We start from the raw sequence: 14,093 nt of genomic DNA on the forward strand, positions 1-14,093 counted from the left end.
CGGCATACGTTCGGAACGGCGTCGCGGTTCGGCGACGTCGCCGAACAAGGGAAACGCCCATGCCCGCCTATGGTTTCGCGCATCTGCGCGTCCGCACGCCGCACGCCGATATCCTCGAGTACCTGGAGCGCATTCAGGACACCCTGGATCCGTTCCACGGGCGCTTCGTGATTCACGGTCCGCCGGTCGAGGTGATCGAGGGCAGCTGGCCCGGATCCATGGTGCTCCTCGAGTTCCCCGATCTGGACACGGCGCGTGCGTGGTACCACTCCGCCGACTACCAGGAGATCCTGCACCTGCGCACCGATCACATCGAGGGCGATCTGTTGTTGATCGACGGTGTCGGGCCGAACTACGACCCGCGCGAGCGGGCCGCGAAGCTGCGCGCCGAGACCGGGTAACCGGCCTGTCCTGCACCCTTGACCGATTTTCCGAGGACAGTCTCCGTCCGATACCGTTGACCAGGCACAACACAGCGGTACGCGACGAAGGATTTGCCTGATGGACGACAGTTCTCTGATCTGGGACGACGGTGCGCTGGTCACCATCGACCAGCGCGGACTGCCGCACGAGGTGCGCGAATTGCGGCTCGGCACGGTCGACGAGGTCATCGAGGCCATCCAGACGCTCGCGATTCGCGGTGCGCCCGCCATCGGCATCGCGGGCGCGTTCGGCGTGGTCATCGCCACCGCCGCGCGCACTGTCGGCGGGGTCGTCGACGAGGCGGGCGCGCTGGCCGACGCGGATCGCATCGCGGACGCAAGGCCGACCGCGGTGAACCTCGCGTGGGCGGTGCGGCGGGTGCGCGGCAAGATCGTGCAAGGCGCCGATGCCGTGCTCGCCGAAACCCTCGACATGCTCGCCGAGGACGGCCGGGTCAACCGGGCCGCCGCCACGCATGCCGCCGACCTGGTGCAGCGACTGTGCCAGGACCGGCCGCTGCGCGTGCTCACCCACTGCAACACCGGACGGCTCGCGACGAGCGCGTTCGGCACCGCGATCGGCGCGATGCGGGTGCTTGCCGAGCGCGGCGCGATCGAGAACGTGCTGGTCGACGAGACCAGGCCGCTGCTCCAAGGCGCGCGGCTGACCGCATGGGAGCTGGCCGAGGCAGGCATCCCGCACCGGCTGACCATCGACTCCGCGGCGGCATGGGCGATGGCGACCGGGCAGGTCGATTGTGTGCTGGTCGGCGCCGACCGGGTCACGGCCAACGGCGATGTGGCGAACAAGATCGGCACCTACGCCGTCGCGCTCGCGGCCAAGCATCACGGCATCCCGTTCATCGTGGTCGCGCCGGAATCGACCCGCGATCCGAACACCGCGACCGGGCGCGACATCGTCGTCGAGGAACGGGCGGCGGCCGAAGTCACCGGATTCGGCGGTGTCGCAACGGCTCCGGCGGGGACCGAGGCCTTCAACCCCGCGTTCGATGTGACGCCTGCCGATTTGGTGACGGCGGTCGTCACCGAGTTGGGCGTCGTGCACGGCACCGCGCTCGCGACATCTGGCCACGCCGCAGCAGACCCGTTGCCAGGCAAGGCAATCGCAGATCTCTCACGTCAGCTCTACCAGCGTGGATGGATGCCGGGCACTGCAGGCAACATCTCGGTGCGGACCGGCGACACCGCCGTGATCACCGGAAGTGGCTTGTCCAAAGGCGAACTCACCGAGCACGACATGGTGACCGTGCGGGTGGCGGATTCGGCGCCGGTCGCGACGCAGCGCCGGAAACCCTCGGCGGAGACCACGATTCACACCGCGGCTTATCGGGCCACCACCGCACAGGCGGTCGTGCACATTCATCCGCCGTACGCCACCGCGTTGGCGACCCGAGCAGGCGCGCCCGGCGAGCTGACAATGCTGCGCATCACGGACTACGAGCTCATCAAAGGGCTTGGCAGCAAGGATCCCGCGGCCATCGACATCCCGGTCTTCCCCAATTGGCCCGAGGTGCCGCGCATCGGCGCCGACATCGAGCGCTATCTCCTCGAACACCCCGACGCGCCCCCGGTCCTGTGCGTCGCGGGCCACGGGATCACCACATGGGGGGAGAATCTTGCCCAGGCGCGCGATCGCGCGGAATGCCTGGAGGCCCTGTGCGAGTTGATCGCCCGCACCGGGCGCCGACAGCCCTTCGCTCGCGCGACGAGTCCCTCGAGATTGGAATGACATGACCCTGCTCCAGGTGATGGCCGCCGACAACGCGGCAGACGTGCGGGTGCGGACCACCGACGACGCGGTGATCGGCGCCGAATTGGCCGAGCACGGCATCACTTTCGGCCGCTGGCCGGTGGTGGACGGCGCCGCGGCGGTCGACTCGGACGCGCTGCTCGCGCACTACGCCGACGCTGTCGCAGAGCTGAACGCGTCGGGACGCTACCAGCACATCGACATCGCCCGCATCCACCCGGACGACACCAACCCGGAATGGCCGGAGGTCGCCGCGGGCGCCAGGGCCAAGTTCCTCAACGAACACCGGCACGCCGAGGACGAGGTCCGCTTCTTCGCGGCCGGACGCGGCTGCTTCTACCTGCATCTCGGGCACGAGGTGCTGGCCGTCGTCTGCGAGGGCGGTGACCTGCTCTCGGTGCCTGCGGGCACGCTGCACTGGTTCGACATGGGAACCAGGCCCGACTTCATCGCCATCCGCTTCTTCGAGGAGGAGGACGGTTGGGTCGGCGACTTCACCGGCGACCGGATCAGCGAAGCGTTCCCGACGCTCGACGAGTTGCTCACCGCCTCATGATCGCGGCGGTGGTCGTCGACATCGAAGGGACAACCAGCCCGACCAGTTCGGTGCGCGAGGATCTGTACGGCTATACCCGCGCACGTCTTCCGGCCTGGCTGGCCGAGAATCGCACGGGTGCCGCGGTTTCCATTCTCGCCACGACCAGGGAACTGGCGGCGCGGCCGGGGGCGGACACCGACGAGGTTGCGGCCATTCTGCGGGGATGGCTCGACTCCGATGTCAAAGCCGAGCCGCTCAAGGCGGCGCAGGGACTGATCTGCGCCGAGGGCTTCCGCAGCGGGGCGTTGCACGGCGAGTTCTTCGCCGATGTGCCTGCCGCACTGCGGGCCTGGCACGCGGACGGGCTGGCGCTGTACGTGTACTCGTCGGGATCCGTTCGCAACCAACAGGATTGGTTCACCTTCGCGCGCGAAGGCGAACTGGCCGCGCTGATCAGCGGCTACTTCGATCTGACCACCGCGGGCGGCAAGCGCGAGCAGGCCTCGTACGAGAAGATCGCGGGCGCGATCGGCACACCCGCCGAGCGCATCCTGTTCCTGTCCGACCATCCGGACGAGCTCGACGCGGCCGTCGCGGCGGGCTGGCACGCCATCGGGCTCGCGCGCCCCGGCGAGCCCAATCCCCCACGCCCACCGCACCGTTGGGTGGACACGTTCGCCGACATCCACCCGGCAGACGGTTAGCGCAACGCCGCAACAACTTTCGCGATCCGATTGACGCGCGTGTCCTGCCGTTTTGCTCCGGTGACGGCAGTGACGTGCTCGCGCCGTCGCGAAAACGACAACTCATCGAAAGCGGCACGGACACCGGCCGAGCGCAACGCCTCGGCCAGGTCGTCCGGAACCTCGATCGTGCGCTCGGCAGCATCGCGGGCCAGCGTGACGACGACCGCGTCGCCGGGCTCCTTCCCCAGCTGAGTGCGGATCGCCTTCAGCACACCGAGGCAAGGCCCTGCGCCCATCTCCACGATGGAGCCGCGGTACTCGATGCCGTCGAAGGCGGCGATCACCGGGATGCGGCCGCCGCCGCCCAACGCCGAGACCACCTCGGCGGGCACCGCGACGAACGCACCGCCGCCGACGGCGGATTCAATGGTCCCCTCGAATCGCTCCATAGGCCGACACTACCGGCCGGACCAGGTCGTTCGCCGCCACCGGGACCCGCACTCGCGGGTCCGGTGGCCGCAGCCTTCACGCGTTGTCGTAGGCGTCTTGCAGGGTCTTGATGTCGAGCTTGGACATGCTCTGCACCGCGGTGCCGACAGCGATGGTCTTGGCCGGATCCGCGCCGCCCATCAACGTCAGCAAGGTGGTCGGAACAACCTGCCAGGACAACCCGTACCGATCGGTCAGCCAGCCGCAAGGCCCCGGCGCACCACCCTCGGTGAGCGCGTCCCACAACCGGTCCACCTCGTCCTGCGTCTCGACGAGCACCTGCAACGAGGCCGCGTCGGTGAGCGGATGCCCCGGTCCGCCGTTCATCAGCGTCACCGCCTGCCCGTCGAGCTCGAGCGACACGATGAACGCCGAGCCGTCCGACTGCCGAGCGACGTCGACGACCCGCGAATTCGGCACCACCGAGGTGTAGAAGGTGGCGGCTTCCTCGGCCGCGCTGTCGAACCAGAAGAAGGTGTTGACGGACATGATGTGCTCCTTGTGATCGGTGACTTGCTGTCACCCTCTGGTCGGAGCCGTCACCGCCGGCACGACGTATCTCTCACATTTTCTCGAGAAGTTTTTCGGCGGGCCGGGATCACCGGGCAGGCAACTGCTCGAGCGAGGGCCGGATGGCCTGCTCTGCCTCGTGCGGATAGTCGAGCTCGAGCGCCGCCGCGACCTCCCTGGCCAGTTCCCCGAACAGATCGGCCGTCGCCTGCGCTTGCCGCAACGGATCACCGATCGCGAACATCTGCTCGACGCGCGGCCACACTCCTGGCGCCGCCCAGTCCCGCATCTTCGTGCCCCCGTGCCACACGTCGTGGTCGACGCCGAAGCGGGTCTGCGCATGCCATTCGATCATCGTCCGCAGGAACTCCTTGGTCTCCCAGTCCCGAGACTTGACGACCCACAGGTCACCCCGCGCCAAATACCGTGGCAGATGTGCGATTTCGAACCAGAACTCCGCGCACAGCGCCCCGAACTCCTCCTGGTCGGGCAGCTCGCCGACCGGGCCTGCCCCGCTCGCCGTTGGCAGCCCGGCCGCCGCACCGTCGCGCTCGAACAGCACCTGATATCCGCGCTCGTGCAGCTCGTCGAGCCCGTCGTCGATCATCTCCGCGAGCAGATCGACAGGCAGCACCTGAAAATCCGCCTTCACCCCACCCTCGAAGAACACCAAATGCGCCGGATTGTCATACGGCCCTTCCAATTCGATGTTCACCCACACCGCCCCGAACGCACGCACCCACGAACCATCCCCCGAATACTTCTCGGGCTCAGTCGTATACACCTCGATGTCATGATCCGACAGCGCGTCCACCGCGCCGTCCCCCCGCGCCCGCGACCCCGTCCGCAACACCACAGCCACGTCCGCCTGCCCCCGAGCCCACTCCACCACCCGCCCCACCATCAACTCGTCCCCGGCAACCCCACTCGGCACAAGACTCATACCCCCATCCTGCCGGGTCAGGCGCAGGGTGGGGCGGGGGCGTCGTTGAAGAGGGGTTTGCCGGTGGGTGGGGCGTAGACGACGTCGAGGATGAGGGGGTCGGGGCCCAGGTTGCGGCCGATGTGGATGTTCCAGGCGCCTTCGGGTTCGTAGATGAAGTCGCCGGTGCGGTAGACGGGGGTCTCGCAGTCGGGGCCGGGGTGGGTGAGGGTGCCTGCGCGGATGATGCCGAAGACCGGGCCGTCGTGGGTGTGCCAGCCGGTGGAACCGCCTGGGGCGATGGTGATTTCGCGGACGACGTAGTCGGTGCCCGCGACGAAGGGGATGAGATCGACGGGGATCTGGGCCTGGGCGAGAGTGACCGCGGTGATGCCGGTGCCGGGGGTGGCGTTGGCAGTGGCGGTGCCGAAGAGCGCGGCGCCGAGCAGGAGCGCCACGGCGGATCCGCGGGTGAAGGGCGTCATCGCGGGAGCCTATCCACCGGTGCGGTGTCCGGGGAAGAGCGAGTTCGCCCAGGTCAGGTTCAATTCGGCGGTTTTGCCGGAATTGCCCGGATCGATAAGCCGTGCTTCACGAGAGTTCATCTCTTGTTCGCATACGGCTGCAGGTGTCGAGTTGCAGGGGTGACCGCACACGACCAGCATCGGTCGGTATGGCGTCGAATCCGCTGAACCCCGCAGGTGATGTACCGGATACCGGAATTCCCAGTGCACTCTCGGCCGAGATGACGGTGGCCGAGCAGCACGACTGGCATCGAAACTATCTGCGCAGGCACCCGGTGTCCCGGCGCAACATCCTGCGCGGGGCCGCGGCCGCCGCGGCCGTCGCCGCGGTGGGCACCTCGCCGTTCGGACGGCGGGCGTACGCGCAAGACGCCCAGCTCGCGGTCGGCGGGCGGCATGTCGGGTTCGGTCCGGACGCGACGAGTCAGCTGCGGTTCGCGGCCCAGTTGTCCAGGCAGCCCGCGGGCACGAAGGTCTTTCTCGACCACGGTCCGACGCCTGCGCTCGGCGCGACGGTGGAGGCCGAGGTGCGCAACCTGCTCACGCAGCTGCCGAGCAGCGACGGCGGCGTGCTCGCGGCCGAGCAGTTCTACGCGCACGCGCCGGTGGACGGACTGCCGGGACGGGTGCCGCACTTCTACCGCTGGCGCACCGCCGACGGCTTCACCGGCGATATCCGATCCGCGTCCACCGCGATGCCGACCGCACGGGCCGCGATCGTGCCGTTCCGGTTCACCATGATGGGCGATCAGGGCACCGACGAAACACCGCGGCTGCCAGCAGGTCTGGTGCCCGGTGACTACGACGACAAGTACTACAAAGCCGACAACGATCCGAACGCACCGCACGCCACCAACGTGCTGCGCCAGATCGCCGCGGCCAAGCCGGATTTCCACATCCTGGCCGGCGACATCGCCTACGCGGATCCGTCCGGCGCGGGCAAGCCCGCCCAATTCGTCTCGCACGAAGGCAAACTCACGAGCGGCTTCGACAAATACAACCCGTACGTCTGGGATGTCTATTTCGGCGCGATCGAGGCCAGCGCCGCCGAGACGCCGTGGATGTTCGCGACGGGCAACCACGATATGGAGGCGACCTACGGGGCGCAGGGCTACGGCGGACACGTGGCGCGGCTCGACTTTCCCGGCAACGGGCCGACCGGCTGTCCGTCGGCGTATTCGTTCACCTACGGCAATGTCGCGGTGCTTTCGCTGGATGCCAACGATGTCTCGTATGAGATCGGCGCCAACACCGGGTATTCCGGTGGCGCCCAAACGGGTTGGGTGGAACGCACGCTTGCCGCCTACCGCGCGAACCCGAACATCGACTTCCTGGTCTGCTTCTTCCACCACTGCGCCTACTCGACGACCGAGGCGCACGCCAGCGATGGCGGGGTGCGCGACGCGTGGGTGGCGCTGTTCGACCGCTACCAGGTGGATCTGGTGTTGCAGGGGCACAATCACGTGTTCGAGCGCACCGACCCGATCCGCGGCAATGCCGCAACGAAGGTCGCGGGCGACAACTCGATCGTCTACCCGGAGACCGACGGCACCGTCTACTACACCGTCGGCGGCGGCGGTCGCCCGCGCTACGACTTCCAGCCCGGATCGCGGGAGTCCTACCGCGGCAACGAATTACCGGACACCACGGTGCCCGACAGCTACGTGTGGGAATCCGGCGGCGGCAAGCAGGGCGAGGCCGCGCCGTGGTCGCGGGTGCGGTTCCGCAACTATTCGTTCCTGCGCGTCGATGTCCGTCCCGGAATCTTCGCCAGCGAAATGGACGTGATCGCGGTCGACGAGTACGGCCGGGAATTCGACCGGGTCACCTATCGCCGTCAGGTCCGCGCCTGAGCGAAGCTCGCCGGTCACTTCCGCTTCGGCGGCAGTGACCGGGCGTACCCGACACCGCGCTCGATCCACTCCCGCAGCACCGTATCGTCGTCGGCCGCGTCGGCCGCGAGATACAGCCAGCCGACCATCTCCTTGCCGCCCATCACCATCGGCTCCACCACATCGAGCTCGAGCAGCTTGCTGTTCTCCTTCGGATCGACCCGGACCAGCATGCCGCCGTTCCTGCTCGCCGCGACCGCCATATTGCCGCTGATCAGGAAGGCGAGGCCGCCGAACATCTTCCGCTCGCTCAACTCGGGGCCAGGGGTGATCATCAGCCGAATGCGATCGGCCAGTTCCTCGTCATATGCCATAGCGGCATTGTCGTCCCAGACACCGACACATTCGGGCCGAACGCGCTCATGCCCCGATCGCGCCTGCGAACACCGGCCAGGAATTGTGCACGTCGTCCTGCCAGTAGGTCCAGGCATGGGTGCCGGCCGGGCGCAGGTTCGCGGTGACCGGAATGCCGAGCGCGCGCAGGCGATCGATGAACGGCCGAGTGCAGCCGCTGACAAACGTCTCCATGGCACCGCCGACCACCACCCGGTCGACCAGCCGCGCGGGGTTGCCGTCGACGCCGGGGTCGCTGATGTCGTCGTGTTCGCCGGGGGCGCCGGTGCCCGCCGACACGTAGAGGGCCAGCCCGCGCAGGCGCTCCGCCTGCACCATCGGGTCGTGTTCGATCCAGGCCGGATTGTCCGGTGCGCCCCACATGTTCGCCACATTCGCACCGAACACAGCCAGCTGCGAGGTGACCATCGCCTGAGCGACCGCGTCACTGGTGCGCGGGCAGCCGCTGAAGGCGCCGACCGCCTGATACATGCCGGGCGCGCTGATCGCCAGGTTCAATGCTGAGGTCGCCGACATCGACAGTCCCGCAACAGCATTGCGTCCGGTGCTGGCGAACCTGTCCGCGAGCAGCGGCGGCAGCTCCCTGGTCAGGAACGTCGTCCACTGGTTGCGGCCGAGCGCGGCGTCGTCGTGCAGCCAGTCGGTGTAATAGCTGGCCCGCCCGCCCATCGGGACGATCACGTTGACGTTCTTGTCCGCGAAGAACGCCGCGACATCGGTGCGACGCGGCCACGGTCCGCCGTCCTCGCCGCCGTCGACCGCGTTGAGTAGATACAGCGTCGGCGCACCGGCGCCGGGATGCGACATCCACAGGGTGATGGGCTTGTTCATCGCCGCCGAGTGCACGACGACCTCCAGTTGCCGCCCGCCTAGCGGCCGCACGTCGAGGATGCGGGAGTCGGGGTCCGCGACGGCCGTCGGGGCCGGAACGAGCGCGGCGACCACCGCGAGAACAGGGACCAGGCATCGCTTCAGCCGGCGCATGGAATCGAGTATCTATCAGGGCCGCGACGGCGCCCCGCATTCATCGGGCGTGTTCGCCCACCGAATGAATGCGCAGGTCGGTAATGGCATCGCCGGGCACCTCGGCCAGCTGCAGTCGCTCAGCAATCAGCCAGCGCAGCCGCACCGGCAGATCGGGCGCGACGTGCGTCAGGTAGGCGTAGAGCCACTCCGCACGCTCGACAACGAAGGGGAAGTCGGTGGTCGTCATCGTGCGGATCACCAGCATCGGCAGCGGGGCGTCGAGGGGACGAAAGTCCTTGTTCCACAAGCCGGAGATGCCGCAGCCCGGATAGAACTGGCCGAGCATGCGCCCCTGCGCGACGACGGCCGACTTGCGGTTCAGGTGTGCGGTGTCGACCCGCTCGTAGCGGGTGAGGCCGGGAAAGACGGTGACTGCGGCCATGATTCGGGCATCATGGCCCGTGGACATGGCGCGGTGGAACTCGAAGGCGTCGTCCACCGCCGCCGTCATGGTGTCGACGGCGATGTCGTCGCCAGGCACCACGGCGACCCACAGGGTGTGCCGCGATATCGCACGGCGGACGAAGGGACACACCGGTCCGTCGCGACCAAGCCGCGGATCGGGTCGCACCAGCTGGTCACCGAAATAGTGAAGCAACGTGGCGGCGTCCGGATTTCGCCGCGCCCACGCCTCCGGGTCGTCGTAGACATTGCCCCACTCGAACCCGGTGCGCGCACCGACATGGGTGCGCATCCCCGTGCCGCTCAGTGCTCGCTCCGCGCAAGCCCGTGCGGCACCTCCGTGCACACAGCGCGCTCTGCGCCGACGGCGATCCGTTCGAGATGCCTGGCCAGGATCGGGCCGATCACCTCGACCACAGCGGTATTGGTGAGCTGGGCGTGCGTCGCCACCACCTGATGTTCGATGAGGTCGCCGGTGATGAACGGCCGCCAGATATCGGCGCCGAGCAGCTCGGTCACGCCGCGGGTCGCCGAAAAGTACAGCAGGTCACCGTCGAAGACGCCGGGGCGATAGCCGTGCGAGAGCGCGACCCCGTCGACGTAGCCGCGGTGCAGCCGCTCGAGCTGCGCGACCGACAGCCCGGTGCCGAATGACGCACCGGCGGCGGCCAGTTCGGCGGCGGCCTCGGCGGCGGTCACCTCGGGAGCCGCGTCGGCGTCGTCCGGTTCGTCACCGAGCAAGTGGGTCAACAGATCTCGCATCCTCGGCACCGGCGGCGGAGCCGCATCCTCTGGGATGACGACGCTGTCCAGCATGGTCAGCGCGGCAACAGCAGCACCGTGGGCCCGCAGCCGCACCGCAATCGCGTGCGCGATCTGCCCGCCGAGCGACCAACCGAGCAGGTGGTACGGCCCCTCGGGCTGCACACGGACCATCGCGTCCACGTAGCTGTCGGCGAGTTCATCGATGGTGCCGATCGCATCGACGTCGCCGGTCAACGACGGCGCCTGCAGGCCGTAGACCGGGCGGTCGGTGACGTACCTGGCCAGCCCCGCATAGCACCAGGCCAGCGGCACCGCGGAATGCACGCAGAACAGCGGCGGACGAGTTCCCTTGGTGCGCAACGTGAGCAGTACCCCGAGCGCGTCATCGGTGGTTTCCGCGCCGTCGTACCCGGCGATGCGATCGGCCAGTGCCTCGACCGTCGGCGCCGTGTAGAGCCAGCGCACCGTCACCGGAACGTCGGTCGCGGCGGCCAACTCGGCCGAGACCGTCACGCCGAGCAGGGAATTCCCGCCGAGCTCGAAGAAGTCATCGTCCAGGCCGACAGTGGTTCGCCCCGTTGCCTTCTCGAAGCATTCGGCAACCAACCGGTGCATCGGGGTCGTCGGCGCGCGGTACGAGCGCCGCGGCGCCATCGGCGGCGGCAGCGCAGCACGGTCGAGTTTCCCGTTGCCGGACACCGGCAATCGGTCCAGCTCGATCAGCGCCGACGGCACCAACGCCGCGGGCAGGGTGGCGCGCAGTCGGCGCAGCGTCTCGGCAGGCTCGAACCGAACACCGCGCGCCGCGACCACATAGCCGACCAACCTGGCCTCCGGCCGTCCGTGATCGGCGACGGTGACCACCGCGTGCTCGACCTCCGGCCCCGCACGCAATGCCGACTCGATCTCGGCCGGCTCGATCCGCCGTCCGCGCAGCTCGACCTGATCGTCGGCGCGGCCGAGGAATTCGAACGCACCATCCGGGCTCGCGCTGACCAGATCGCCGGTGCGATACAGCCGGTGGCCGATGCCGAACGGGTCGGCGATGAACCGCACGGCGGTGCCGACCGGATTCCGCAGATAGCCGTCGGCCACACCGAGCCCGCCCAGGTAGAGCTCACCCCTGGCACCGGGCGGGATTCGCCTCAGGCGCGAATCGAACACCACCGCACGCACTCCGGGCAAGGCGGCGCCGATGGTAACCGGCTCACCGGACACCATCGCCGCGGTTTGTGTTGCCATGACAGTAGTTTCGGTCGGCCCGTACCCGTTGAACAGTCGCAGGTGCGGCGCCCATACCCGCACCAGCTCCGCGGGGCAGGCCTCCCCGCCGACGACGACCGCCCGCAGCGCGGGCACCTCCGCTGGCGACAGCGTCGCGAGCACCGCAGGCGTGGTGAGGAAATGGGTGCTGCCGCTGTCGACGATGAGTTGTGCCAGCGCGCCGCCCGCGACCACCGACGGCGGTTCGACGACCAGACAGGCGCCCGCCGCGAAGCAGGCGAGCAGCTCGAGCAGGTGCGCGTCGAACGACGGTGCGTGCGCGTGCAGGACTACCGAGTCCTGGCCTACCCCATAGTGTTCGGTGATGTAGTCGGTCAGTGCCCCGAGTCCGCGATGCGTGACGAGCACGCCTTTCGGGATGCCGGTGGTGCCCGAGGTGTAGATCAGATACGCAGCGTGACCCGGCCGCAGCGCGCGCGGCCGCTCCTCGTCATCGATCGCGGTGTCCGGTCGGCGCTCGACCTCCGCACGTACCCGCGCGTCGTCGAGTGCGAGCCAGTTGGTGCCGCACGGTAGGCCGTCTCGGACCGCGGCGACCGTAAGCCCTTGCCGTGCCGCGGTATCCGCGATCACCGTCGCGATCCGCTCGGCCGGATCGGCCGGGTCGACCGGCGCGAAGCAGGCCCCAGCCTTCGCGACCGCCCACAGGGCGAGCACCGACTCGAGCGAGCGCGGCACCGCGACAACGACGAATTCGCCGGGCCGCGCACCACCTGCCATCAGTTCACGAGCCCACCGCGACGATGCCTCGTCCAGCTCGCGATACGTCATGGTGCGGTGGCCGTCTCGGACCGCGACCGCGTCGGGGCGCAGGCCGGACCGGAGTAGGTCGGGCAGCACCCGGATGGGGCCTGCAGGCTCGTCGACCACCGGAGTGGGCGGCGTGAGGTGCAGAGCCGGTATCGGACAGTCGGATTCGACCGCGAGGAAGCCACCGAGATAGTCGAGGAACATCCGGTGGTGCCAGGCGACCAGGTCGCCGCGGTAGCGCGCCGGATTGGCATGGAAGTCGATGCTGATCGACCGCTCGTCCGGGCCTGCCTGATAGCCGTTCACCAGCAGGTCCTCCACCGGACCGAGCGAAAGCAGCCGCACCTGCCCGGCCAGCGCGCCGAGCCGGAACGGCTCGGTGAACCCGAGCACGTTGACCACCGGCCCGAATCCGCCACGCACCACATGCTGTTGGCCGCGATCGCGCTGCATGTCCTCGGACCGGTAGCGCTGATGCCGCAGTGCGCCGATCACCGCCGAGCGCACCTGCGCGATGGCCGCACCGACGGTGCCGGTGTCGAGACCGGTCAGCCGCAGCGGCACCACATTCGACATCGACCCGGCCGACCGGCGCAGCGCAGCGGTGGGCCTGGCGGTGACCGGCAGGGTCAGGGTGACCTCGGCACTACCCGTCATCCTGGCCAGGTAGCAGGCGAAGGCCGCCACCGCCAGCTCCGGGAAGGTCGCGCCGTGCCTGGTGCGGGCGCCCGCGAGCAGTTCCGCCGTCGCGGCGTCCAGCGTTGCGGTCACCCGATGCGGCCGTGGCTCCGGTGCGACAGGCCGACCGGCCAGCGCGACCGGTTCCTCGAACGTGGCGAGTTGTGCGCGCCAGTAGTCACGATCGGCCGCGGCACGGGCCGAATCCTGGTAATTGCGTTCATCTTCGAGCAGCTCCGGCACCGAGAGCACCCGGCTGACCGAACCACGTTTTACCGCAGCACTATTCACCACCGCGCTGTCGTCGGTGATGGTGCTGACCGAACCCGTTGACGGTCGCAGTGATTCGTTGCCGATGACCGGGGCTGAGCGTGCCAGCACGCGCGCGTTCTGCCCGCCTGTCCGCCTGGGGCCACGATCGACCAGCAACCGCTCCCCCAGGGATGAACGGCTGCCTGCACCGTCAATCCCTTGCACCGCAGCAACTTCCGACCGATAGAGCTCCCCCGTGCGGCGCAACAGCGCCGCCGCGCCCATGCCGTCGAGCACGATGTGATGACTGCGCAGATAGAGCAGGTGCCGATCCGGCGCTACCTGGAACACCGTCGCCACCGTGAGCTGATCGGTGAGCGGATCCAACGGCGACCCGTAGTCGCGTTCCATCCGCGCCAGCGCGGCGGCGATCGGCTCCGCCTCCCCGGTCAGATCGACAGAGTGGATCGGCAGTTCCGCTGCGGCATCGACGTACTGGCGCGGACATCCGTCGACCAGACGAAACCGCACCAGCGGCGACTCCAGCTCACGCGCCGCACACCGGGCGGAGCGCGACATCAACCCGGTGTCGAGCGGCCCGACCAGATCCAGGTACATCGCCACCGTGATCGGCACCGCAGGCTGCAATTGCTGCGCCACCCACCAGCGCAGCTGCGCCGTCGACAGGGGATGCGTCCCCGGCACTGCGGCGTCGGCTCCGGTCAACACGCCTCCCTCGAATTCGGAAAGCCACCGCTGATTCGTCCTCGAGCAAACTTACGGCATCCATGCATCGACCAGCCGTTATTCCAGCATGATCGGCGCGTG

Annotated in this window: 13 protein-coding genes; 5 read left to right on the plus strand and 8 right to left on the minus strand. The window is 68.7% G+C overall.

Going from position 1 to position 14,093, the window contains the following annotated elements; all coding sequences use genetic code 11:
• Window positions 1–59 precede the first annotated feature (59 nt).
• The 4 genes from NA11_RS20365 (at window position 60) to mtnC (ending at window position 3,435) form a co-directional block, all read left to right on the plus strand.
• Window positions 60–401, plus strand: coding sequence for a DUF1330 domain-containing protein (locus NA11_RS20365; RefSeq protein WP_069163538.1), 342 nt, complete (start codon window positions 60–62; stop codon window positions 399–401).
• A 100-nt stretch (window positions 402–501) separates the two neighbouring features.
• Window positions 502–2,172, plus strand: coding sequence for a bifunctional S-methyl-5-thioribose-1-phosphate isomerase/methylthioribulose 1-phosphate dehydratase (locus NA11_RS20370; RefSeq protein ID WP_069163539.1), 1,671 nt, complete (start codon window positions 502–504; stop codon window positions 2,170–2,172).
• A 1-nt stretch (window position 2,173) separates the two neighbouring features.
• Entirely contained in the window at window positions 2,174–2,749 is a 576-nt protein-coding gene (locus NA11_RS20375; protein ID WP_069163540.1) for a 1,2-dihydroxy-3-keto-5-methylthiopentene dioxygenase, read from the plus strand.
• Window positions 2,746–3,435 carry an acireductone synthase gene (gene mtnC, locus NA11_RS20380; protein ID WP_069163541.1) on the plus strand — a complete coding sequence of 230 codons (690 nt, stop codon included), beginning with the start codon at window positions 2,746–2,748 and terminating at the stop codon, window positions 3,433–3,435. The genes NA11_RS20375 and mtnC overlap by 4 nt, the downstream gene beginning before the upstream one ends.
• Here the strand turns inward: mtnC and NA11_RS20385 are convergent.
• From NA11_RS20385 to NA11_RS20400, 4 genes are all read right to left on the minus strand, one after another.
• A complete protein-coding gene (locus NA11_RS20385) occupies window positions 3,432–3,866 on the minus strand; it encodes a YdeI/OmpD-associated family protein (RefSeq protein ID WP_069163542.1) in 435 nt (144 codons plus the stop codon). The genes mtnC and NA11_RS20385 overlap by 4 nt on opposite strands.
• 76 nt (window positions 3,867–3,942) lie before the next feature.
• Window positions 3,943–4,395 (minus strand): VOC family protein, encoded by a 453-nt coding sequence (locus NA11_RS20390; RefSeq protein WP_069163543.1) that lies wholly within the window; start codon window positions 4,393–4,395, stop codon window positions 3,943–3,945.
• 109 nt (window positions 4,396–4,504) lie between these two features.
• A complete protein-coding gene (locus tag NA11_RS20395; protein WP_141717724.1) occupies window positions 4,505–5,359 on the minus strand; it encodes an aminoglycoside 6-adenylyltransferase in 855 nt (284 codons plus the stop codon).
• Between the two features lie 17 nt (window positions 5,360–5,376).
• Complete coding sequence (locus NA11_RS20400; RefSeq protein WP_069163544.1) at window positions 5,377–5,823, minus strand: cupin domain-containing protein; 447 nt, start codon at window positions 5,821–5,823, stop codon at window positions 5,377–5,379.
• Window positions 5,824–6,011: 188 nt separating this feature from the next.
• Between NA11_RS20400 and NA11_RS20405 the strand changes: the two genes are divergently transcribed.
• Window positions 6,012–7,715: a metallophosphoesterase gene (locus NA11_RS20405; RefSeq protein ID WP_069163545.1), complete on the plus strand. Its 1,704-nt coding sequence runs from the start codon at window positions 6,012–6,014 to the stop codon at window positions 7,713–7,715.
• Between the two features lie 14 nt (window positions 7,716–7,729).
• On the opposite strand, the gene NA11_RS20410 is transcribed toward NA11_RS20405, so the two are convergent.
• From NA11_RS20410 to NA11_RS20425, 4 genes are read right to left on the minus strand one after another with little or no spacing between them, the layout of a single operon-like run.
• A complete protein-coding gene (locus NA11_RS20410; protein ID WP_069163546.1) occupies window positions 7,730–8,068 on the minus strand; it encodes a TfoX/Sxy family protein in 339 nt (112 codons plus the stop codon).
• Between the two features lie 46 nt (window positions 8,069–8,114).
• Complete coding sequence (locus NA11_RS20415) at window positions 8,115–9,092, minus strand: alpha/beta hydrolase (protein WP_069163547.1); 978 nt, start codon at window positions 9,090–9,092, stop codon at window positions 8,115–8,117.
• A gap of 40 nt (window positions 9,093–9,132) precedes the next feature.
• A complete protein-coding gene (locus tag NA11_RS20420; protein WP_069163548.1) occupies window positions 9,133–9,828 on the minus strand; it encodes a DUF6875 domain-containing protein in 696 nt (231 codons plus the stop codon).
• 11 nt (window positions 9,829–9,839) lie between these two features.
• Window positions 9,840–13,994 (minus strand): non-ribosomal peptide synthetase, encoded by a 4,155-nt coding sequence (locus NA11_RS20425; protein ID WP_084654850.1) that lies wholly within the window; start codon window positions 13,992–13,994, stop codon window positions 9,840–9,842.
• Between the last annotated feature and the right edge of the window lie 99 nt (window positions 13,995–14,093).

The sequence above is a fragment of the Nocardia altamirensis NBRC 108246 genome, from assembly GCF_001612685.1.
Taxonomy (GTDB): domain Bacteria; phylum Actinomycetota; class Actinomycetes; order Mycobacteriales; family Mycobacteriaceae; genus Nocardia; species Nocardia altamirensis.

Bases quoted from the DNA above. Each gene is read 5' to 3' on its own strand.
- NA11_RS20400 (WP_069163544.1), bottom strand. From the start codon at position 5,823: ATGACGCCCTTCACCCGCGGATCCGCCGTGGCGCTCCTGCTCGGCGCC.
- NA11_RS20420 (WP_069163548.1), bottom strand. From the start codon at position 9,828: ATGCGCACCCATGTCGGTGCGCGCACCGGGTTCGAGTGGGGCAATGTC.
- NA11_RS20415 (WP_069163547.1), bottom strand. From the start codon at position 9,092: ATGCGCCGGCTGAAGCGATGCCTGGTCCCTGTTCTCGCGGTGGTCGCC.
- NA11_RS20370 (WP_069163539.1), top strand. From the start codon at position 502: ATGGACGACAGTTCTCTGATCTGGGACGACGGTGCGCTGGTCACCATC.
- NA11_RS20410 (WP_069163546.1), bottom strand. From the start codon at position 8,068: ATGGCATATGACGAGGAACTGGCCGATCGCATTCGGCTGATGATCACC.
- NA11_RS20395 (WP_141717724.1), bottom strand. From the start codon at position 5,359: ATGAGTCTTGTGCCGAGTGGGGTTGCCGGGGACGAGTTGATGGTGGGG.
- NA11_RS20365 (WP_069163538.1), top strand. From the start codon at position 60: ATGCCCGCCTATGGTTTCGCGCATCTGCGCGTCCGCACGCCGCACGCC.
- NA11_RS20375 (WP_069163540.1), top strand. From the start codon at position 2,174: ATGACCCTGCTCCAGGTGATGGCCGCCGACAACGCGGCAGACGTGCGG.
- NA11_RS20385 (WP_069163542.1), bottom strand. From the start codon at position 3,866: ATGGAGCGATTCGAGGGGACCATTGAATCCGCCGTCGGCGGCGGTGCG.
- mtnC (WP_069163541.1), top strand. From the start codon at position 2,746: ATGATCGCGGCGGTGGTCGTCGACATCGAAGGGACAACCAGCCCGACC.
- NA11_RS20405 (WP_069163545.1), top strand. From the start codon at position 6,012: ATGGCGTCGAATCCGCTGAACCCCGCAGGTGATGTACCGGATACCGGA.
- NA11_RS20390 (WP_069163543.1), bottom strand. From the start codon at position 4,395: ATGTCCGTCAACACCTTCTTCTGGTTCGACAGCGCGGCCGAGGAAGCC.